Source organism: Spirosoma sp. KUDC1026, from assembly GCF_013375035.1.
In the GTDB taxonomy this organism is placed as follows: domain Bacteria; phylum Bacteroidota; class Bacteroidia; order Cytophagales; family Spirosomataceae; genus Spirosoma.
Genome location: NZ_CP056032.1, coordinates 2,102,753 through 2,123,106 on the forward strand (window position 1 = coordinate 2,102,753; position 20,354 = coordinate 2,123,106).

Here is a 20,354-nt window from a genome sequence, read left to right on the forward strand (position 1 = left end):
GTCTGATACGCTGAAAAGAGGACATTGGTTGCAAACGGCTATTCCCTGGTTACGGTTTTCGGCCGTTCAGGCCAGCCAGTAACCTTTTGTCAGGCACAGCGTTCTTTCCCGAAATGAGGTGTTGAATACACGACACCAAGGCGTAATTTTGAGCCACACATAGTCAACCATGAGCGAGTTATTTACTGCTGAGTCCATTATCAGCCTGTTGACCCTGACATTTCTGGAGATTGTTCTGGGAATTGACAACATCATTTTTATTTCCATTGCGGCTAACAAGCTGGCACCTCAGGATCAAGGCAGAGCACGGAATATCGGGCTCATCCTGGCTATGGCGTTCCGGCTGGCGTTGCTGACGGTGATTTCGTTTGTTATCTCACTAAGTAAGCCATTTACGCATATTGACGCGGGCTGGTTCAAGGCAGCCCTGACGGGACAAAGCCTGATTCTGTTTGCCGGCGGTCTGTTTCTGCTCTATAAAGCTACCTCCGAAATTCACCATAAGCTGGAAGGTGGCGAAGGTGAACAGGAAGCTGGTAGTGTAAAAAGTAAGACAACGATCAGCAGCGTGGTTACGCAGATCGCCATTACCAACATCGTTTTCTCAATCGACTCGATCCTGACGGCTATTGGTCTGACCCAGAACGTAACGATCATGATGATTGCCGTTATTCTGTCGATTGGCATTATGATGTTCTTTGCCGGGCCCGTGGGTAAGTTCGTGAATGAACACCCAACAATCCAGATGCTTGGCCTTGCCTTCCTGATCATGATCGGGTTCATGCTCGTGGCCGAAGGAGCTCACCTGTCGGAGGTGGTCATCTTCAACCAGGAGGTTGGCACCGTGCCGAAAGGGTATCTGTATTTTGCCATTGCGTTCTCGCTGCTGGTCGAGTTCCTGAACATCCGACTGCGGAAAACGCAGAAACCGGTGCAACTTCGTGGCTATGAAGGCGAGGCTCATCGCGAAGGAATCATTTAATTTGCAGGTCTTTGGACGAGTTTCGTATTCTCCAACGGCCTGATCTCTTTTACCGCGCATCGTTTTGTCTCTTTCTGACCAACTTATTGATCTTATAAACAGCCTGGGTGGTTTTGGCCCGTCACTCTGGCTGGCTGTTGCATTTTGCGGCCTGTTAGTACTGGAGTTAGTCACACAAAAGGCGAGTAATAAACGACGTTTGCTGGCCCTAACCAGCGTTGCAGCCGTCGGTCTGGCGGGTGTTTGGGCAGTACTGTCGCCGGTACGTGGATTTCTGTTTCTGCGTCTGCTGTTTGTCGATAACCAGGCAATTGCGTTTCAACTGATTGTGGCTGTAGCGGCCGTTGCGGTTTTGCTCTACGAGCTTTTTACAGTAAAACCGGATGCACTGCCTGATCGAGAGCCTGCACGGCTCCCGCTGGAGTGGTATTCACTGCTTCTGGCCATGACGCTGGGTCTGTTCCTGATGACCATGTCGGTCAATCTGCTGAGCATCTACCTAAGTATCGAACTGGTATCCATTTGTTCGTATCTATTGACGGCGCTGACCACAACCCGAAAAGCGTCGGAGGGGGGGATGAAGTACCTGCTGTTTGGCTCGGTCAGTTCGGCGATTATGCTGTACGGCATGTCCTTGCTCTACGGTATGACCGGTACGTTAGACCTCACCGCCGAAGCCTTCGCCGTGGGCATGGCGCAGCAGGATGGGGTAGTCGTAGCCGTTGCGGGCGTATTGACGCTGGCTGGCCTGCTGTTCAAGCTAGCCGGGGTTCCTTTTCACATCTGGACGCCCGATGCGTATGATGCGGCTCCTATTCCGGTGGCGGCTTTCTTCTCGGTAGCGCCCAAAGCCGCCGGGCTGCTGGTACTGATGCGGGTTGTCACGGCCCTGCCAGCAGCGGCACCTATGGGTGGTGCTACAGCGGCTGTGTTGCAAACGCCATTGGCGGTACTAGCACTGGCTGGGATTCTGATCGGCAACCTGTCGGCGCTTTGGCAAACGGATGCCAAGCGGCTCCTGGCGTATTCGGCTATTGCGCAGGCCGGTTTCCTACTAGTAGGGGTGGTAGCCCTGAGCGACGCTGGTTTTGAAGCGGCCGTTTTCTACGCGGCTACGTACTTATTTATGTCGCTGGCGTCCTTTTTTCTCGTCGATTTACTCGCCCGCTCCACCGGGCGCAATACGTTAGCTATTGCTGATTTTGCGGGCCTTGGCGCTAAACAGCCCGTTCTATCAGTGGCACTGCTGATTGTTATGCTGGCACTGACGGGCTTGCCGCCAACGGTAGGATTTACGGCCAAACTTTTGTCGTTTTCGGCCCTTTTTGATACGTATCAACGAACTGGAAACGGTTGGTTGTTAGCGTTATTCGGGCTGGGATTGCTGAACGCGCTGATCTCGCTGGCATACTACATCAAAATTCCGTTCGCCCTCTTTTTTCGGCCTGCCCCCGCCGGAACGGCTACTGTTTCGCTGCCTAAACCTGCGGTCTGGTTAGCCGTTGGGTTGGTAGTACCTGTGCTGTTGCTGTTCCTTAAGCCAGACTGGCTCCTGGAATGGTTTGTCTGGTAGGGCCTGCGCCAAAACCTCGGTTTGCTTCGGAATTCGGAAGGGGTTTTTGTTTCTTTGCGGCCTGATAAATCTGATTCGTATGTCCCCGGTCTCCAGTCTGACCCTTGATGAACTGTTCGATCAATTCAACTCCTTACGCGTTCTGATCATTGGCGACGTAATGCTTGACTCCTACGTCTGGGGTCGGGTGGAACGGATTTCGCCCGAAGCTCCCGTACCGGTTGTTAACGTCAACCGGCGCGAATTGCGGCTCGGGGGCGCTGGAAACGTACTACTGAATGTACAGGCGTTGGGTGCTGAGGCAATCATTTGCTCGGTGATTGGAACGGATAGTCCCGGCGATCAACTTTGCCAGGAGCTCAACAATCGGAACTTGAATTGTGATGGTCTGATCCGCAGTAATGACCGAATCACGACGATCAAAGAACGTATCATTGCCAGTTCGCAGCAGGTTGTTCGAGTCGATACCGAAACGGATAAGTATATCACGGCCGACGAACGAAGCCTACTGATCGCTAAAGCGAAAGAACTGATTCCTACGTGCCAGGTCGTCATTTTTGAGGATTACGATAAAGGAGTACTAAGTCAGGAAGCCATCACCGAAATCACCAATTTCGCCAACGAGCAGGGTGTGCCTACCGTGGTCGACCCTAAGAAACGGAACTTCCTGGCTTACCACAACACGACGCTATTCAAACCAAATCTGAAGGAACTCCGTGAAGGACTGAAAGTTGAGTTTGACGTTGATAAGGCCGACGAGCTAGCCGCCGTCGTTGATCAGTTGAAAACTACCCTGAATCTGAAAGGGGCCTTAATTACACTCTCCGAGCGCGGGGCTTACATTGACTACAAAGGCGAAACCGTCAAATTACCTGCTCACGTCCGGCAGATTGCTGACGTATCAGGTGCGGGCGATACGGTTATCAGCATTGCCGCCTGCTGCGTTGCCCTGAATCAACCCGCCGATGTTGTCGCTGGCTTGTCAAACCTCGGTGGTGGACTGGTGTGCGAGTCAGTTGGCGTGGTTCCCGTCGATAAGGACCAGCTGAAAGAAGAGGCTAAAGAGAAATTGTATTGACAGGATTACAGGATTTGACGGATTTCTGTAATCCTGTCAAAATATCACAGCTCTTTAATCGTATCGACGAAGCACCGAGCCTTGTCGGGGTTGGTATCGGGGTAAATACCATGACCGAGATTGGCTATATAATGCTGGTGCCCAAAGGCGCTGACCATCTGTTTCACTTCCGACCGAATCTGAGCGAAATCAGCGTAGAGCACACAGGGGTCAAGGTTGCCCTGCAATACCTTGTTGGGAATCAGCTCCCGCGACTCCGCCGGGTCCATGTTCCAGTCCAGACCAACCACCGAGCAATTCAGTTCGCCAATTTCCTTCCGGGCAAAGAAGGCGCCCTTGGCAAAAACGGTAACGGGTACGTTGATTTCAGGATCTTCGTTAAGAGCGTCGCAGATTTGCTGGATGTACGGCAGCGAGAACGTCCGGTACTGCTCCGGCGACAAAATGCCCGCCCACGAATCGAACAACTGCACCAAATCAGCCCCCGCCCGGACCTGTGCTTTCAGGTAGGCGATCGTGCTATCCGTAATCTGCCGGAGTAACGTATGCGCCAGATGCGGATCGGTATACAGGAGTTTTTTGGCTACCGAGAACGTTTTTGAGCCCTTCCCTTCAGTCATGTAGCAGAAGATCGTGAAAGGAGCCCCCGCGAAACCAATCAGCGGTACCCGGTTGTTCAGCTCTTTCTTCGTTAATTTGATTGCATCCAGTACGTAGCCCAGATCAGTTTCCGGATCGGCTACCCGTAGCTGACTCAGATCGGCCGACGAGCGAATAGTCTGCGGAAACACCGGCCCCCTGCTTTCGATCATCTCGTAAGGCAAGCCCATCGCTTCGGGCACCACCAGAATGTCGGAGAAAATAATGGCTGCGTCAACGTCGAAGGCATCAACCGGCTGAATCGTTACTTCGGCCGCCAGTTCGGGTGTTTTCGCCAGCGTAATAAAACTACCCGCCCGTTCCCGAACGGCCCGGTATTCGGCCAGGACACGTCCTGCCTGCCGCATCATCCAGACGGGGGGCGTTCCGTCAATTCACCCCGCGCCGTGCGGAGCAGCAAATCGTTCTGTAAAGTCATGTCGCAAAGATAACCCCGGATGGGGATTCCTTTTGCTTGATCAATAGGAGTTCTTTAACGTAGTTCAGTGATCTTGTTTATTCTATTATTTTCTAATTTTGGATATATTAGAAAATATTATGAAAACTATAGAGTTGCCTCCTTCCCGAAAATCATATATGGATTACTTCAGGCATTTCGCTGAAAAAGGTCTATTGAAGGCTCACGCAGCTTTGTATGAGCAGGGAACAATTCAAGCGATCAACAAAGATTACCTATACTGGGATAAAGTCAAGTATAAAGTGCCAGCGGATCTCAAAGATAAGATCGACCCTGTTGATCTTTGGTCTGTAATAAAGGAAAACAGAACGCAGAACCGGCGTATGGTTGAGCTGGCAAAAGAGCTGTTCTACTTCACAAATACGGATTTTTTACAAGAAGCACTTCACCTATTTGACCTGAATCTTGGTGAGCAAAAGATCGCTTCAGATGAAGAAAAACAACGGTACCTAATCGGCTCAATCATGGAGGAATCTATTGCATCGAGCCAGATTGAGGGGGCTGTTACGTCGCGGGTTGCCGCCAAAGAAATGTTGCGGAAAGACCGGGCTCCCCGTAATAAGTCGGAACGAATGATTGTCAACAACTACCAGACGATCCAACATATTATTGCCATCAAAAAAGAGCCGCTGACGCCAGAAGCCTTACTGAACATTCACCAACTGATGGTCGATCAGACGATGGATAATCCCGATGAAGCCGGTCAGTTTCGTCAGCATGATGATATTCATGTAGTCGACGCGATAGAAAGTGAGGTAATTCATACACCGCCCTCTTTCTCGACACTTCCCGATTTTATCCAAGATTTATGTGAGTTCTTCAACGATGAAACGCCGGGTTTTTTCCTGCATCCGGTTGTCAAAGCCAGTATTATTCATTTTCTGATTGGTTACTTTCACCCATTTACGGATGGTAATGGACGTACGGCCAGGGCGTTATTTTACTGGTATCTGTTACGGAAAGGATACTGGCTGACAGAATACTTATCTATATCGCGAGTGATCAAAGAATCCCGGAATCAGTACTACCGGGCGTTTCAGTACACAGAAGCTGATGAAAACGATCTGACATATTTTGTGGTGTATCAGGTCAAAACGTTGAGCAAAGCCTACGACGAACTGAAAAAATATATTGCTCATAAGAACCAGGAAAAGCAGCAGCAGCTTGCTTTGCAACGCAACGAAGGTCTGTCGCCCCGTCAGGCAGAAATTGTTGACTGGCTTCAGCGTGATCCTAACGTAACACTGTCGGCTAAAGAGGTTCAGATTCGGTTAGGCGTGTCGAATCAGACGGCTCGTTTCGACATACAGGCGCTGATCGAAGCGGGATATCTGGCCGATTTTTTAATCAATCGCAAAGAGCGCCGTTACGTTCGCGGTCCCCGATTCGATAAACAGACGTAGCTTTGTGTCTTCATTATGTCGCTATGCCTTCTCTTTTCTTTGATGCCGAACGATTACGCGATCTGAACAGTGGCCTGGGTCAGGTTTGTCTGCACCTGGGGCACGAACTGGTGCGGCAATGTCCTGCTGACTGGACCACTACGTTTCTGGTACCAAAAGGGATGATTGGGCTGTTTGGCGATACGGCGCAGTATTTGGAAGCGTCCTGGAAGCGGAAAATCTGGATCGCGGACCGGTATGAGGTCTGGCACTGTCTGCATCAGGATTCGGTATATCTGCCCCGCCGGTCGAAGTTAGTATTGACTATTCACGACCTGAATTTTCTTGAGCGGGCAGATTACTCACCCGATCAGAAAGCAAAGAAGCTGGCCGCCCTCCAGCGTAAGGTTGATCAGGCATCGGCGCTTACGGCTATTTCTGCGTACACCGCATCCGTCGTACAGCAGAATCTTCACTTATCAGCCAATCAGCCGTTGCGGGTTATTCCCAACGGGAATGCGCTGGCTGAGACAAGCGGACAGGCCACAGAAATAGAGCCGACGCTACGTATCGAACAGCCGTACTTTCTGTTTGTAGGCGTTATCCATCCCAAAAAGAACGTCCACACGCTGTTACCCTTGCTGGAAGCTTTTCCCGATTACAGGTTAGTACTGGCTGGTCCGGATCGGCATCCATACGCGCAGCACATCCGCGAACAGGCGGAAAAGCTGGGAACAGCCGATCGGCTGATTATGCCCGGCGCGATCGATGAGGCAACCAAGCGCTGGCTCTACGCCCATTGCGAAGCGTTTCTGTTTCCGTCGCTGTCCGAAGGGTTTGGGCTACCTGTGGCCGAAGCCATGACCTTTGGCAAACCCGTATTTATCTCCACTCTGACCAGTCTGCCCGAAGTTGGGGGAAAAGAAGCGTACTACTTCGAGAACTTCGACCCCGAACATATGGCCCAGGTTCTCCACGACGGACTGGTTGATTTTGAACAGAACATCTTACGTCAGGAGCGTTTACGCCGTCGGGCGGCAGGATTCAGCTGGTCAGCCGTAGCGGGTGAATACTGGAAACTGTATAAGGACCTGGTTCGCAATTCACCAGTTGCATAATAGGACAAGCGAGCCCTTTCCCGCAGCATCTAATCAGAGGTGGTGGGTGAAAAAACTCGCGCCGAAAGTACCATTGTTATCTACTCATCCTGCCATTCGCTCAATAAATAGACGCTGGTGGAGACGAAAATTGATCAGTATTTATCCCTAAGCTAGGAAGTATAATTAAATATGACGTCCTTGCTCCAAATTCAAACAAGCAATGCAAACAGGAACAGTTAAATTTTTCAATGAGACAAAAGGCTTCGGCTTTATCAAACCCGACGAAGGGGGAGAAGATGTATTTGTGCACGTTTCGGGCCTGACCGACGAAATCCGGGAAAACGACAAGGTAGAATATACCGTTGAGCGTGGTAAAAAAGGATTGAACGCTGTTGATGTTAAGCGGGTTTAAAGCCAGCAAACATTAATTGAAAGGACATGCTGAATAGGCATGTTTTTTTTTTGCCCATACTTTCAGCGTTCTACGCACGCAGGACAATTACCGGCTGGTTTTTAGCACGGATTTATAAAACTGGGTGTAACTCTGCATCTGGACAATCATAACAAATAGCCATAGGGCCAGAAGCGCATAATAGATACTGGCTGTTACGTAGGGAGCCAGATGAGGCAGCAGAAATGGAATGACGCAGAGGACCGCGTTTAACGGTAAGAGCCGGGTCAGCAGGTATAGAGCCTGGGGCGATACGTTCGGCAAACTACGCCGATGCAGGTAAAGCTGTCGTACAAACTGAATAAAAAGTCCGCCAATCGACCCGAAAGCAAAGCCATTCCAGGTATTCGTCAGTCGGTCGATTGACAACGGATTGGGCATACTGGTTGCCAGCAGAAACCAGATGGCGCCGATAAACCCGAAAAGAAACATAGGAATCAGGAGGCCGGGCCAGCGGAATTGTTGCTGAATGCAGTCCCACCAGATGTGATCATACTGACGAAGCGTGACGCGGTTATACTGTCGCTCCAGATCACGTAAGCCTTTTCGCCCACCGAAATTGGTGTGAATTTCCTTGAGGGCTGCGTCAAAAGATAGTCCCTGCGCCATCCGTTCGGCAATACCGACAACATAATGGTCAGTGAGTTCGGCGATCAGTTTTTCATTAACGAGCCGGTTTCCCTGCCGCAGGTGCTGGTCGATGGGGTTGAGTGATTGGGGGTCGAGGGGCATTAGCTAAACAGTTTGGTCGTGTTGACGGCAGCAAGGAAAAGTTGAGCGCGGAAATGCAGGTAAAGTAGCTGCGAGAAACTCGCTACGTACAACAGCAATAATGACAGAACGACGGTCGAAAAAACAGCGTGCGTCTCCAGAAAAGTGATTCGGGTGTCAGTACCGCCAAAGAGAACGGAGCCTAAATTGAACCAGATATTGCTTGCAAACATCAGTATAATGGCTTGTTTTCTTAGGTACTCCTGAAGAATTTTGCTAGTACTAGCCAGACCGTTTGAATTGGGGGTTTCAGTAAATCGGATAATGAACGCTGGGGTAAAACCGATGGCAAGCGTTGTCAGGAGTAACACCTGGGCCGGGATCATTGGCACAATTAAATGAAGCAGTGCCCCTGTCAATATTGTTGTCAGCAGAATAGGCCAGCGGAAATAACTTTTCACAATAGTCCAGTGCTGCTGTCGCATAAGTCGTTGCGTCGTTTTAATAAAGTCGGTTTGAATGGCCTGCAAGCCTGAACCACTTCCCAAATCAGCCCATGCCCATTTACTCGCTTCCGTAAACGAAAAGCCAGTTGCCATTCGATCTTCGGTTAGGCTGGCGTAGTGATCCAGTAACTCCGCCATGACATCGCTGTACTCAATAGTCGCAAGCTGATGCAAGTCTGTCCGGAGGGTCTGTAGCTGATTCTCTGTCAGGGCCATAATTACAGACTCGGTTTGAGTTTCAACACTAGATTCAGGTTCTCCAGAAACGTAGCAAGATCGGCAATACGTCCGGCGGCTTCGGCGTGGCCGGTTTTAGTCAACGAATAGTATTTCCGGGCGCGGCCGTCAACCACCTGCGTTTCGGTGGTCAGCAGGCCTTCTGCTTCCAGCTTGTGGAGGGCGGGGTAGAGCGCCCCTTCTGTAATAGTCATTTCGCCTGCCGTCATTTCTTTTACTTTCTGCGTAATCTCATAGCCGTACATGCGCTCGCGGTCTTCCAGTAACCGGAGAATGATGACGGATAGGCTGCCTTTTAGGAGCTGGGAACTGTTGGCATTACTCATGGCTCAAACGTACAAAGAAAAATTATATACCTATAAATCTTAGGTATAAAAATTTTTAGGGGATTGTACCTTTGCGTTACGAATGAAGACTTACCTACGACTACTTTCTTTTGCCAAACCGCTGGGTCGATTCCTGACGCCGTTTGTGACGACATCACTACTGGCCAGCATATTCGGCGTGCTGAATTTTACGTTGCTGATTCCCCTTCTAAGCATACTATTCGATAAGGTCGATACCGCCCGGATGCAGGCATTCTTAAATCAGCCTGCCCCGTCGGTTACGTCATCGCCAACCACTGCGTTCAGCTATTATTTTGCGCAGGTTTTTCAGGAATACGGGAAAGTAGGAGCCCTCCAGTTCGTGTGTGGCGTCATCATTACGTCGGTACTGATGAGTAATCTGTTCAAATACCTGTCTGTCCGGCAGTTGGAAAACTTCAAGGCGCGGATGGTTGCCCGGCTGCGCGAGACGGTTTTTGCCCGGACGCTGCATCTGCATCTCGGCTTTTTCTCGAACGAGCGCAAGGGTAATCTGATGTCGCGTATCACCACCGACATACAGGAAGTGGAAAATTCCATTGCCAATACGTTGTCGGCCGCTTCGAAAGAGTTTTTTCTGCTGATTGGCTACATCATTGCCCTGCTGAGTATTTCGGTAAAATTGACCCTGTTTGCTATCGTCGTCATTCCTATTTCAGGAATATTCATTGCGTCGCTTGTTCGACGGATGAAACGGGATGCCCAGGAAGGACAGCAGCGCCTGAGTTCGCTGGTGAGTCTGCTGGACGAAACCTTCGGGGGCATGCGGGTCGTGAAAGGATTTGTGGCCGAGGATTTTATTCTGGGTAAGTTCCGGCGGGAAAACGAAGGCTACCGGGACGCGGTCCGGTCGCTTGCCAACCGGCGCGAACTGGCTTCCCCGTTCTCGGAAGTGATGGGGGTGACCGTTGTATCGGGGATTTTGCTGTACGGTGGTTCGCTCGTGCTCAACGGACAGTCGGACTTGACGGCGGCCGAGTTCATTGCCTATATCGCGATTTTCTCGCAGGTAACCCGCCCGGCTAAGGACATTTCCAATGCGTTCAGTGGGTCGCAGCGGGGACTAGCATCGGGCGAGCGAGTACTGGAACTGATCGATACGCCGTCGACGGTACGGGATAAACCCAACGCTGTAACGCTCCCACCGTTTCAGGATCGTATTTCGGTGCAGCAGGTTTCATTTGCTTACAACCCCGACACGCCCGTACTGCGCAATGTCAGTTTTGACCTGGTAAAAGGCAGAACAGTTGCCCTGGTTGGTTCGTCGGGGGGAGGAAAATCGACTATTGCCGACCTGATCCCCCGCTTTTACGACCCAACCGAAGGCCAGATTCTGATTGATGGTGTACGGCTTCAGGACTGTTCACTGGCCTCGCTACGTGGTCAGATGGGGATTGTCACCCAGGAAAGTATTCTATTCAACGACACGATCTTCAACAACATCGCCTTTGGGAGCGACGCTACCGAAGAGCAGGTGATGGAAGCGGCTAAAATTGCCAATGCGCACAATTTCATTGTGGCCCAGCCCAATGGTTACCAGACCATTATCGGCGACCGGGGGGGCAAGCTGTCGGGCGGGCAGCGCCAGCGGATCAGCATTGCGCGGGCGATCCTGAAAAATCCGCCTATTCTTATTCTGGACGAAGCGACTTCGGCGCTGGATACTGAGTCCGAAAAACTGGTACAGGAAGCCCTGACGCGCCTGATGGCGAACCGCACTACGCTGGTAATTGCTCACCGGCTTAGTACCATTCAGCATGCCGACGAGATCCTGGTGGTGAATCAGGGACAGATTGTAGAACGGGGCCGCCACGACGAACTGCTGTCGCTGGACGAAGGATTCTATCGGAAGCTTAGTACGTTACAGAACGTTTGAACGTGACTTCACCAACTATCTGACCGTACGCCGTTGACTAAAGTCCGGTCAGTTCATTCGTAGGCTTTTCTTGATAAACCGTGGGTGTTTTGTCTCGGGTTCACTGTGTCGGAACAACAGGGTCCCTGGTAGAACGCGGCTAATTGAAACGGCAGCTACATCCTACCGCAAAATCCAGGAGCCGCCCGTCAGCCAGTACCGGACTGAGGGCAGGCCGGCCATTTGTATCGTCGAAGTTTGTAGCAATACAAATAATTGGTAGCCGACGGTAAGCCCGATTTTCTTTGTCATTCCCTCAATAGAAAAGTCGCTGGTTGGCTCTCACAAAAGCATACACTACAAACTCGCCAGACAAAATGGGCCAAATCCTCACTTATTTCTCATTTACTCGTTGTTTTACTCACCAGCAGTAACTTAAGGCAGGGGCAATCAGTACTTAAGGGGTCGAGCGTGAAGGCGTCAGACGCAATACTCAACTTAATTTTTTCAGCATAATGAAACATGTACCTAAGGAACAAGCATCGATGAAACAACCGCTTTCGATGCTGCCTATTCAGCCCCTGTTTTCGGGACGACGGATGTTCATGCGTTACGTTGGTGTCGCTACAGCGACGGGTTTAGTAATGAGTGCCTGTACGAATACTATTCCTGACCCACTAGCTGGACCTGATGGAGGCTCAACGGCGAATGCCCGAATTGGTGACGTAATTGATCTGGGCACGGGTGACGTGGGCGTATTGAACTACGCTTATGCACTGGAACAGGCAGAGTTACGCTTTCTGGAGCTTGTGACGGATCAGTTTTACGACAGTATTACGGAAAAAGAACGTCAAATTTTCATTGAGCTGCGCAACCAGGAAATCACCCACCGTGAGTTTTACAAACAGGTACTCGGCAGTGCTGCTATTCCAACGCTGACGCTGGATTACAGCAGTGTTAACTTCCGTAACCGGGACAGCGTGCTCCAGACAGCCAAAACGTTTGCTGATCTGGCTACGGCCGCTTACAACGGAGCTGGGCAGCTACTGACCAATGCGACCAACCTGGCCATTGGTGGCATTATCGTATCGGTCGAAGCACGGCACGCTGCGGTCATCCGGGAGCTGATCAGCCCAGGTACTACGGCCTTTGCGGGGGATGACATCATCGATCCTGCAACAGGACTGGAGCGAGCACTGAAACCCGCCGAAGTACTACCCCAAGCACAAAAATTTATCAAAGAAACTATTCAGGCTACGCGCCTTCCAATGGCTTAAACGAACCTAACCATGAATCTGCAAAACATTATTTCTGAATTAGAGAAAGTGGATGGCGACGTTTACGACCGGCTGAAGCACGTATCGCGTCGTAGTATGTTCAATATGTTCAGTCGGAAAGTGACGGCTGTTGCTGCGCCAACAGTACTCGCTTCGGCATTGAACAAGGCCTATGGTCAGGCCCTTAATCCTACGGTGGTTGACGTACTAAACTTCGCCCTGACGCTGGAGTATCTGGAAGCCGAATTTTATAACGTTGGTATGGATAGCCCGGGCTTGCTGACGGGAACGGCACGGGTCGTTTACGGCCAGATTCAGAAACATGAAAATGCCCACGTAGCATTGCTGAAATCCGTGTTAGGTAGTCAGGCTGTGGCGAAACCCGCCTTTGATTTTACGGCTAAAGGAATGTTTCCAAATCCGTTCGGCAACTACCAGGTTTACCTGACGTTGTCCCAGGCGTTTGAAGATACGGGTGTGCGGGCCTATAAAGGACAGGCGCCCAGAATTATTGATAATGACCCAATTCTGACCACAGCGTTACAGATTCACTCGGTGGAGGCTCGCCATGCGGCCCGTGTGCGTGAGCTACGTGGCGAAAAAGCGTGGATTACGGGTAACACGAGCCCCGGCGTTCCCGCAGCTGTATACGCCGGTGATGAAGCGGTCAGACACTTGGAAATCTCGTCGTTGTACCCCGGCGTCCCCGTTGAGAATTCAACCCAGGCGTGGGACGAGCCCCTGTCTAAAGAGGATGTTCTAAAGATTGTTACCCCATTTTTGGCGTAAGCTCCTCTAAACCCAAAAAAGCCCGACTCGCGCGAGTCGGGCTTTTTTGTTACGGCAGAAAGCTACGCTGTCTTTACGGGTTGACGTTCGATGGCTTTAGTACCAGCTATGTAAGCAATAATACCAAGGCCAACTTTATTGATCAGATCAGCGATGGTAAAGGAAATATGAAGCAGACTGGGATCGACGCTGAACGCACTCAGTATATAACCAATTGGGTAAACCCCCCAGAAGGTAACGGTAGTGAGCGCCATGAGCCGGAACGCCCACTGTTCTTCAGGTTGCGCCTGGCTGCCATACGTTTTCCAGAGCTGGAGCAGCGTGTAGGGAATCACCGCGTACCCAATCGTCGATACGGCTCCCCAGATCAGTTTTGGCCCAACCAGAATCTCGTTATCGAACGAGAGTTGCTGTTCACCGATGTAGCCCGTCAGAATCATAAAGAAATCGGCTGCCAGTAAGATCGTAAGCTGTCGCCGGATAGTGCTGAACCGAACCGGGAGTTTAGAAACCATGTGCAGCAGCAGGAGTGGGGTCGTAACGCTCCAATCCATGTACCGAAACTGATTAATGGCGTTGAACGCTTCCCGCAGGAGGGTTTGCCGATCGGCCGGATCGCTGACAGCGGCTACCTCGGCCAGTACGTGACGGTAATAATCCTGGATCAGGAAATACGAACTACCTGCTACAATGGCAACAATAGCCGTCAGCAGTCGGGAGTTTCGTTGGTCGGCGGGAGCACTGGCCTGCGCGCCGAGCGAGAAAATAAAATTGCCCAGCAGCGCATAAATGGCTACCCAGAAAAAGAAGTAGGTAACCATGGGGAGAAGACCAACCGCACCGGCGGTGGGAATGAACGTATTGTCTACTTCCATAAACAGGATGATGTTAAAGTTGTACTATTAACACCATCCTGTTTAGGAGGTTTTAGATTTAACCGAGACTTAATTGCGGCCTTATTTAGGCATTGCTTTCAGTTTCTCCATATCCGCTTTTGACTTGTCGACCAGCTTTTGAGCGTAGGCTTTCAGGGTATCGTTCTTGCCAAACTGCAGGTACGTATTGGCCAGATCGATGGCATCCTGGCGTTGTTCAAGCAGCAGCGCCGAGAAATTTTTGTCCAGGCTGCCGGTCAGTTTATCGTTCGCACCGGCTGCCTGCTGCACCTTTAACGTGATGGCTTCGATATTCTGGCTTTGTTTCTGCGTAAAGCTCTGGTTTGGTCGCGACGGTTTGATCTGCCGCATCGTGCTGTTGATCAGATCCATGTCGGCCTGGGTGGAGGTCATCAGATCCTTTGCCATTTGCGTCAGCGCCGAGTCTTTTCCGTTCTGGGCTTCGGCTTTCAGCAGATCCAGCGTACCCTGGGTATGAACTTTAGCCTGAAGAGCGTAGTCAAAATCCGGGTCGCCGGAGGCCGCCAGATTTTTCAGTTTGCTGGCCATCTGCTGCATGGGTTTGAGCAGCGGTTCTTTGGCCGGATCGCTGGTTGCCGTTACGCTCGACGTAGCGGCACTGGTTGTGGCCTGAGCGCAGGCAGTCATAGAACCAAACAGTAATGAGCCCACCAGGAGCAGCGTAACTTGATGAACAAGAGTTTTATTGACCGTTTTCATGATAACGAATGATTGCGTTATGCTAAATACATTACTGAGACCATAAAAAAGCAGAAAGGTTTATTTTGAAAACAAGTTTAGGGCTAACTGGGTATCGGTTCCTGGTTTTTTTAACCATTCGCTTCATAGGCAAGTTGCCATTCTGTTCTTTCATGTATAATCAATTCTTTCGTCGGGAGTTATGAAAAAAGCAGTATTACTCACACTTATTATCAGCGGTCTGATAGCCGCCTGCCAGGATCACCGGGAGTTTCCCGTTCAGAATCAAAACATTCAGCCTAAAATTGCCTACAGTTTTCCTGAACAATACAATACTCCCGACGGGTTAGCGATTACCCCTGACAACAACATGCTGGTGTCTATCAATAACGCGGGTAATCCTGTCTACCCGGCCGTTATTCTGCGGCTGACTGACCAGGGATATACGGTATTTGCTACCCCAACGCCTAATCCATCGACGGGTAAAGCCTCCCCCTTCGATCTGGCCTACGGTCCCGACGGGAATGTGTATTATGCTGATAATCAGTTTACCAACGATCCAAACTACAAGTCACGGCTTATGCGTATTCGGATCGTCAACGGACAAGCTACTACGATAGAGCCCGTAGTTGAAGGATTTCGCCTGTCAAACGCAGTTTTGTGGAAAGGGAATACTGTTTACGTGACCGATAGCCAGTGGGACCTGCCCGGTATCGATAACGGCAGCGCTATTTTTAAGTTTACGCTCGCCGAATTGACTAGCAGCAGCACGCCTATTCGCCTGCAGCCTATGACGGTTGATCCACACATTTTAACAACATTTGTGACGCAGCTTGGGCCGGATGGCGACGATCTGGGTTGCGATGGTATTGATTATGATAGCCAGGGAAATCTGTTCACGGGCCTCTTTGGTAACGGACAGATGTACAAGATGACACTGAACGCCGACGGAAGTCTGGCCTCAAAAACTGAGTTTGCCAAACTACCCTGCGTTGATGGGCTGGTTATTAACCGCGAGACGAACAATGTCTATGTCTGTGACGCCAAAAATAACGCAATTCGAATTGTTTCGCCAGCCGGCGTGGCACGCGTAGTAGCCCAGAACGGAGATACAGATGGCGCTGATGGCCGGCTGGACGAACCTGCTGAACCGTTGTTACGTAATAACAAGCTGTATATCTCAAATTACGACACGCCACAGAAAGGAACAATCAATACGAAGTCTGATGCGCCCCATACAATTGTGGTTCTGGAGTAATTACCTGGAACTGGCAACAAACACGAGGGGCCGGCAGTATTGCCGGCCCCTCGTGTTTTTAAAGAAAGCTAGTGCTTACAGGCGGATGATCTCCGCACCGATGGCGTTCAGCCGTGTATCAATGTTCTGATAACCCCGGTCAATTTGCTCGATGTTGTCGATAATGCTGGTGCCCTGCGCCGACATGGCTGCGATCAGCAGGGACACGCCCGCCCGGATGTCCGGCGACGACATGCGAATCCCTTTCAGCGGCATTTGCCGGTTCAGACCAACCACCGTAGCGCGGTGCGGATCGCAGAGGATAATCTGAGCACCCATGTCGATGAGCTTGTCGACAAAGAACAAACGACTCTCGAACATCTTCTGGTGAATCAGCAGCGTTCCCTGCGCCTGAACGGCCGTAACCAGCACAATACTCAGCAGGTCGGGGGTGAAACCCGGCCAGGGGGCATCGGCAACGGTCATCATACCGCCATCCAGGAACGTATCGATCTGGTAATGCTCCTGCGCTGGAATGAAAATATCGTCGCCCCGAAATTCCATCTTGATTCCCAGCCGCATAAACTGTTCGGGAATAATACCCAACTGGGGAATCTGGCAATTCTTGATCGTAATTTCTGATTGGGTCATGGCGGCCATACCGATGAACGAGCCAATCTCGATCATATCAGGTAACATGGTATGCTCTGTGCCCCCCAGTTCCGAAACCCCTTCGATCGTGAGCAGGTTTGATCCGACCCCCGAAATTTTAGCGCCCATCGAATTGAGCATTTTGCTCAACTGCTGGAGGTACGGTTCGCAGGCTGCGTTGTAGATGGTCGTTGTTCCCTCGGCCATAACGGCCGCCATCAGAATGTTTGCCGTACCGGTTACCGACGCTTCGTCCAGCAGCATGTAAGTACCGCGGAGGTTGCTGGCGTCGACCTGGTAGTAACCGCCGTCGTTAGCATCGTAGTTGAACTGAGCACCCAGCTTCTCGAAGCCCAGGAAGTGCGTATCCAGCCGGCGCCGACCAATTTTGTCACCACCAGGCCGGGGAATCCGGCCCTTTTTAAAGCGGGCCAGCATGGGACCCAGCAGCATAACCGACCCTCGCAGGGCGGCTGCTTTGCGTTTGTACGTATCGGTTTCGAGATAATCCAGATTGACATCCGACGCCTGAAAGCGATAGGCACCTTCGCCAATCCGGGTAACCCATACGCCGAGGTCACCCAGCAGTTCGATTAACTGGTTGACGTCCCGGATACTGGGAATATTATAAATGGTAACGGGTTCTTTCGTCAGTAAAACAGCGCAGAGAATCTGCAGCGCTTCATTCTTTGCGCCTTGCGGAATCAGTTCGCCTTTGAGTTTCCGGCCACCGGTAATTTGAAAAGATGCCATTAGAAAAGTAGCGTATGCGTAGCTAAAAAGTGGTTAAGAGTTAGTTACCGACGCCGACGGTCGTTATTCCGGCTGGAGCCGGGATTATCGTTCCGGTTCCGGTTGTTGGAGCCGTTATTTCGATTGTTCCGGTTCTGGTTGTTGTTACGTCCTCCGAAGTTCCGGTTATTGTCGTTGCCCGAATTATCGGTCCGGTTCCGGTTCTGGTTGTTGTTACGTCCCTGGTTGTTCCGGGCGTTATCATTTCGGTATTGACCGCCACCGCCCACGCGCTGCGGCTGGGTCTGATCGCCGGTCCGTTCGCGGGGCGTCGATTCAACCAGCCCCTGCTCACGAATCAACCGGATATCGTCGCTGAGCTTCCCATTCGAGAGTTCAACCATGCCCTGGTAGATCGTTTCGTCCTCAACCGACTCTTTGTTCCAGGTCTGGTAGAACGTCCGCATCAGTCGCACCAGGTACGAAACAAAAGCCCGGCGTTCGTCGCCTTCATCCAGCGCCACAGCCTTGGCAATCAGGAGATCGACGTTCCGGCCAAAGTGTTTAAACTTGAGATGATGCGTGTTATAGGGTACGCGCTGGGGTTTTTTGCCCAGAGCCTCTTCCGACGGTGGGGGATAGGGGCTATCGACGTCCAGCGTAAAATTGGACATGATGTACAGGTCATCCCACAACTTGTTGTAGTAGTCCTGCCCATCCTTCATGTTCGGGTGAATCTGCCGCATGAGCTCGATCAGGATATGGGCGTAGCGGGTACGCTTTTCCCGATCAGCGATGTTGACCATGTTGTCAACCAGCTTCTGTATACTGCTGCCGTATTCTTTCAAGGGGTATGCAGGCTTTGTGATAAAAGGCAAAACTACAAACATTCGGGCCAAAATCCGCAAGCAAACGCCCGGTGGAACGGAACCTGATGCTAGTTTGTCTTTGTTCGAAACAACTCGTTCGGGTGTTACTTTCGCTGGCGGGATAAGGAAAAATCTATTTCCCTTATAGAATAATACTAATTTCAGCAGTATATGTTTCAGTTTTTACGCGCCTATCGATCCGAACTCATCGATACCCTGCGCCTGAGCGTGCCCATTGTGATTGCCCAACTGGGGGTGATTCTGATGGGAGTGACCGATAATCTGTTCGTAGGGCGTTTGTTAGGGGCCGTTCCGCTGGGGGCGGCCGGTCTGGCAACTTCGCTGTCGTTTCTGATGTCGAGCGTTGGCGTGGGCGGTTTGTCGGTTGTAGCGTCGCTGGTCGCGCAGGCAAACAGCCGTCAGGATCTGTCCGGCGTCAACCGTTATTTTCGGGCGGGGCTATGGGCATCCTTATTGTTTAGCATCCTGTTTGGCAGTCTGTCTGTCTTACTGGCCTATAAGTTTGATCTGTTTGGTCAGTCGGCCGAAATTACCGGGCAGGCGCGGGAGTTTATGATTATCCTGAGCCTGTCGCTACTGCCACTACTGGTATTTGTTGCTGCTCGTCAGCTGGCCGATGGCCTTCGGTTCCCGCGCGTAGCCATGGCCATTACGCTATCGGCCCTGGTGCTGAACGCGCTTTTCAACTACGTATTGATTACGGGCACCGGTCCGTTTCCGACGCTGGGCCTGATGGGATCAGCTTACGCTACGTTGTTATCCCGTATCTATATGGCCGTTGCCATGCTGGTGTACATTTACCGGTCGGCGCGGTTCCGGCCATTCCTGAAGGCTGTATCAACGGCTGTGGTATCAATCCGGGAGGACATTGGAACGATCCTGAAGCTGGGGGTGCCGGGCGGTCTGACGTTCTTCTTCGAAGTGGCTACGTTCTCGTTGGCGGTCGTTATTGTCGGCTGGCTGGGCGAGAATCAACTGGCCGCTCACCAGATTGCGATTAATGCGGCTTCGGTGACGTACATGATGGCGACCGGTATCTCGTCAGCAGCCGCCATTCGCGTAGGAGCCGCTGTAGGGCGGGGTAGCCAGCCTGACGCCCGACGGGCTGGCGTAGCCGCCTGGCTGCTGTCGGTCAGCCTCATGAGCCTGGCCGCCGTACTTTTCCTGACAGCGAACGAGTGGCTGGTGTCGCTGTACATTCGCGACAATCCGGCCGTGGCCTCGATTGCCGCTACGCTGGTTCTGATGGCTGGTGTTTTTCAACTCTCTGACGGAATTCAGGTGGTAGGCGTTGGCGCACTTCGGGGCCTGTCGGATGTCAACGTACCGACCCTGATCACCCTGTTCTCGTACTGGGGAGTTGCCTTACCGCTTAGCTATGTCCTGAGTATTCCGTTCGGACTTGATGCGATTGGCGTATGGATTGGCTTACTGATGGGACTGACCATAGCGGCTATTCTGCTGACCTGGCGCTTTTTTCGGCAGGTACGGCACGTTCCTGTTGCGATCGGCAGATCAACTTCGTCGGTCAGCCACGACGCTACGTTACCGGCGTAAACGCTTCGGAATCAACGCATTCGTTCCAGCAGTTCTTCCCGCGTGGGTCGATCCGCAGCCAGTTCGTAGCTGATGCCTTCGCGGTCCAGGTGGTCCATGAACGTACTGTATTCCTCTTTCTCAACGGTGAATACGTACCAGGTTCCGTAGGGTTCGTTGAAGAGCTCGACTTCGGTCTGATTAACCCGTTGTTGAAGCTGCCGATATTGTATAGGCTCAATGGCGTCCTGGCGGATCAGAAAATACCACATAATCTAAATTTCGTTTAG

The 20,354-nt window shown here is 51.5% G+C and carries 19 protein-coding genes and 1 pseudogene; 11 read left to right on the forward strand and 9 right to left on the reverse strand.

Features of this window, described 5'->3' with window-relative positions; genetic code table 11:
* The first annotated feature begins 169 nt into the window (after positions 1 to 169).
* From HU175_RS08930 to HU175_RS08940, 3 genes are all read left to right on the forward strand, one after another.
* On the forward strand, positions 170 to 982 hold the full coding sequence (locus HU175_RS08930) for a TerC family protein (protein WP_176566261.1): 813 nt from the start codon (positions 170 to 172) through the stop codon (positions 980 to 982).
* A gap of 64 nt (positions 983 to 1,046) precedes the next feature.
* The gene (locus tag HU175_RS08935) at positions 1,047 to 2,555 is read left to right on the forward strand and encodes an NADH-quinone oxidoreductase subunit N (RefSeq protein ID WP_176566262.1); all 1,509 of its coding nucleotides are present in this window, start codon (positions 1,047 to 1,049) and stop codon (positions 2,553 to 2,555) included.
* Positions 2,556 to 2,634: 79 nt separating this feature from the next.
* Entirely contained in the window at positions 2,635 to 3,633 is a 999-nt protein-coding gene (locus tag HU175_RS08940; RefSeq protein ID WP_176566263.1) for a bifunctional heptose 7-phosphate kinase/heptose 1-phosphate adenyltransferase, read from the forward strand.
* 44 nt (positions 3,634 to 3,677) lie between these two features.
* Here HU175_RS08940 and hemE read toward each other — a convergent pair.
* A pseudogene (gene hemE, locus HU175_RS08945) lies at positions 3,678 to 4,711 on the reverse strand (uroporphyrinogen decarboxylase).
* 503 nt (positions 4,712 to 5,214) lie between these two features.
* On the opposite strand from hemE, the gene HU175_RS08950 reads away from it, so the two are divergent.
* The 3 genes from HU175_RS08950 (at position 5,215) to HU175_RS08960 (ending at position 7,644) form a co-directional block, all read left to right on the forward strand.
* Positions 5,215 to 6,153: a Fic family protein gene (locus tag HU175_RS08950; protein WP_228724376.1), complete on the forward strand. Its 939-nt coding sequence runs from the start codon at positions 5,215 to 5,217 to the stop codon at positions 6,151 to 6,153.
* Between the two features lie 23 nt (positions 6,154 to 6,176).
* Positions 6,177 to 7,250: a glycosyltransferase family 4 protein gene (locus tag HU175_RS08955; RefSeq protein WP_176566264.1), complete on the forward strand. Its 1,074-nt coding sequence runs from the start codon at positions 6,177 to 6,179 to the stop codon at positions 7,248 to 7,250.
* Positions 7,251 to 7,452: 202 nt separating this feature from the next.
* On the forward strand, positions 7,453 to 7,644 hold the full coding sequence (locus HU175_RS08960) for a cold-shock protein (protein ID WP_176566265.1): 192 nt from the start codon (positions 7,453 to 7,455) through the stop codon (positions 7,642 to 7,644).
* Positions 7,645 to 7,731: 87 nt separating this feature from the next.
* Here the strand turns inward: HU175_RS08960 and HU175_RS08965 are convergent, their stop codons facing one another.
* From HU175_RS08965 to HU175_RS08975, 3 genes are read right to left on the reverse strand one after another with little or no spacing between them, the layout of a single operon-like run.
* On the reverse strand, positions 7,732 to 8,415 hold the full coding sequence (locus tag HU175_RS08965; RefSeq protein WP_176566266.1) for a hypothetical protein: 684 nt from the start codon (positions 8,413 to 8,415) through the stop codon (positions 7,732 to 7,734).
* Entirely contained in the window at positions 8,415 to 9,116 is a 702-nt protein-coding gene (locus HU175_RS08970; protein ID WP_176566267.1) for a hypothetical protein, read from the reverse strand. The genes HU175_RS08965 and HU175_RS08970 overlap by 1 nt, the downstream gene beginning before the upstream one ends.
* Before the next feature lie 2 nt (positions 9,117 to 9,118).
* The gene (locus HU175_RS08975) at positions 9,119 to 9,463 is read right to left on the reverse strand and encodes a PadR family transcriptional regulator (RefSeq protein WP_176566268.1); all 345 of its coding nucleotides are present in this window, start codon (positions 9,461 to 9,463) and stop codon (positions 9,119 to 9,121) included.
* Between the two features lie 82 nt (positions 9,464 to 9,545).
* Here HU175_RS08975 and HU175_RS08980 point away from each other — a divergent pair, with 82 nt between their 5' ends.
* The 3 genes from HU175_RS08980 to HU175_RS08990 all read left to right on the forward strand — a co-directional run bounded on the left by HU175_RS08980 (position 9,546) and on the right by HU175_RS08990 (position 13,423).
* A complete protein-coding gene (locus HU175_RS08980) occupies positions 9,546 to 11,378 on the forward strand; it encodes an ABC transporter ATP-binding protein (protein WP_176566269.1) in 1,833 nt (610 codons plus the stop codon).
* A gap of 524 nt (positions 11,379 to 11,902) precedes the next feature.
* The gene (locus HU175_RS08985) at positions 11,903 to 12,634 is read left to right on the forward strand and encodes a ferritin-like domain-containing protein (RefSeq protein ID WP_228724377.1); all 732 of its coding nucleotides are present in this window, start codon (positions 11,903 to 11,905) and stop codon (positions 12,632 to 12,634) included.
* 12 nt (positions 12,635 to 12,646) lie between these two features.
* Positions 12,647 to 13,423: a ferritin-like domain-containing protein gene (locus HU175_RS08990; RefSeq protein ID WP_176566271.1), complete on the forward strand. Its 777-nt coding sequence runs from the start codon at positions 12,647 to 12,649 to the stop codon at positions 13,421 to 13,423.
* Between the two features lie 62 nt (positions 13,424 to 13,485).
* Here the strand turns inward: HU175_RS08990 and HU175_RS08995 are convergent, their stop codons facing one another.
* Entirely contained in the window at positions 13,486 to 14,298 is an 813-nt protein-coding gene (locus tag HU175_RS08995; protein ID WP_176566272.1) for a bacteriorhodopsin, read from the reverse strand.
* Between the two features lie 81 nt (positions 14,299 to 14,379).
* Complete coding sequence (locus HU175_RS09000) at positions 14,380 to 15,039, reverse strand: DUF305 domain-containing protein (RefSeq protein ID WP_176566273.1); 660 nt, start codon at positions 15,037 to 15,039, stop codon at positions 14,380 to 14,382.
* A 181-nt stretch (positions 15,040 to 15,220) separates the two neighbouring features.
* Here HU175_RS09000 and HU175_RS09005 point away from each other — a divergent pair, with 181 nt between their 5' ends.
* Positions 15,221 to 16,276, forward strand: coding sequence for an SMP-30/gluconolactonase/LRE family protein (locus tag HU175_RS09005; RefSeq protein WP_176566274.1), 1,056 nt, complete (start codon positions 15,221 to 15,223; stop codon positions 16,274 to 16,276).
* A 75-nt stretch (positions 16,277 to 16,351) separates the two neighbouring features.
* On the opposite strand, the gene murA is transcribed toward HU175_RS09005, so the two are convergent.
* Together murA and HU175_RS09015 are read right to left on the reverse strand one after the other, a co-directional pair.
* Complete coding sequence (gene murA / locus HU175_RS09010; protein WP_176566275.1) at positions 16,352 to 17,659, reverse strand: UDP-N-acetylglucosamine 1-carboxyvinyltransferase; 1,308 nt, start codon at positions 17,657 to 17,659, stop codon at positions 16,352 to 16,354.
* A 44-nt stretch (positions 17,660 to 17,703) separates the two neighbouring features.
* Positions 17,704 to 18,486 (reverse strand): DUF4290 domain-containing protein, encoded by a 783-nt coding sequence (locus HU175_RS09015; protein WP_176566276.1) that lies wholly within the window; start codon positions 18,484 to 18,486, stop codon positions 17,704 to 17,706.
* A 192-nt stretch (positions 18,487 to 18,678) separates the two neighbouring features.
* Between HU175_RS09015 and HU175_RS09020 the strand changes: the two genes are divergently transcribed.
* A complete protein-coding gene (locus HU175_RS09020) occupies positions 18,679 to 20,085 on the forward strand; it encodes an MATE family efflux transporter (protein ID WP_176566277.1) in 1,407 nt (468 codons plus the stop codon).
* A gap of 11 nt (positions 20,086 to 20,096) precedes the next feature.
* On the opposite strand, the gene HU175_RS09025 is transcribed toward HU175_RS09020, so the two are convergent.
* The gene (locus HU175_RS09025; RefSeq protein WP_176566278.1) at positions 20,097 to 20,336 is read right to left on the reverse strand and encodes a hypothetical protein; all 240 of its coding nucleotides are present in this window, start codon (positions 20,334 to 20,336) and stop codon (positions 20,097 to 20,099) included.
* Positions 20,337 to 20,354: the final 18 nt, after the last annotated feature.

Coding starts and splice junctions, on each gene's coding strand:
- HU175_RS09020 (WP_176566277.1), top strand. CDS start 18,679: ATGTTTCAGTTTTTACGCGCCTATCGATCCGAACTCATCGATACCCTG.
- HU175_RS08985 (WP_228724377.1), top strand. CDS start 11,903: ATGAAACAACCGCTTTCGATGCTGCCTATTCAGCCCCTGTTTTCGGGA.
- HU175_RS09000 (WP_176566273.1), bottom strand. CDS start 15,039: ATGAAAACGGTCAATAAAACTCTTGTTCATCAAGTTACGCTGCTCCTG.
- HU175_RS09005 (WP_176566274.1), top strand. CDS start 15,221: ATGAAAAAAGCAGTATTACTCACACTTATTATCAGCGGTCTGATAGCC.
- HU175_RS08965 (WP_176566266.1), bottom strand. CDS start 8,415: ATGCCCCTCGACCCCCAATCACTCAACCCCATCGACCAGCACCTGCGG.
- HU175_RS09025 (WP_176566278.1), bottom strand. CDS start 20,336: ATGTGGTATTTTCTGATCCGCCAGGACGCCATTGAGCCTATACAATAT.
- murA (WP_176566275.1), bottom strand. CDS start 17,659: ATGGCATCTTTTCAAATTACCGGTGGCCGGAAACTCAAAGGCGAACTG.
- HU175_RS08940 (WP_176566263.1), top strand. CDS start 2,635: ATGTCCCCGGTCTCCAGTCTGACCCTTGATGAACTGTTCGATCAATTC.
- HU175_RS08995 (WP_176566272.1), bottom strand. CDS start 14,298: ATGGAAGTAGACAATACGTTCATTCCCACCGCCGGTGCGGTTGGTCTT.
- HU175_RS08975 (WP_176566268.1), bottom strand. CDS start 9,463: ATGAGTAATGCCAACAGTTCCCAGCTCCTAAAAGGCAGCCTATCCGTC.
- HU175_RS08990 (WP_176566271.1), top strand. CDS start 12,647: ATGAATCTGCAAAACATTATTTCTGAATTAGAGAAAGTGGATGGCGAC.
- HU175_RS08950 (WP_228724376.1), top strand. CDS start 5,215: ATGGAGGAATCTATTGCATCGAGCCAGATTGAGGGGGCTGTTACGTCG.
- HU175_RS08955 (WP_176566264.1), top strand. CDS start 6,177: ATGCCTTCTCTTTTCTTTGATGCCGAACGATTACGCGATCTGAACAGT.
- HU175_RS08930 (WP_176566261.1), top strand. CDS start 170: ATGAGCGAGTTATTTACTGCTGAGTCCATTATCAGCCTGTTGACCCTG.
- HU175_RS08980 (WP_176566269.1), top strand. CDS start 9,546: ATGAAGACTTACCTACGACTACTTTCTTTTGCCAAACCGCTGGGTCGA.
- HU175_RS08960 (WP_176566265.1), top strand. CDS start 7,453: ATGCAAACAGGAACAGTTAAATTTTTCAATGAGACAAAAGGCTTCGGC.
- HU175_RS08970 (WP_176566267.1), bottom strand. CDS start 9,116: ATGGCCCTGACAGAGAATCAGCTACAGACCCTCCGGACAGACTTGCAT.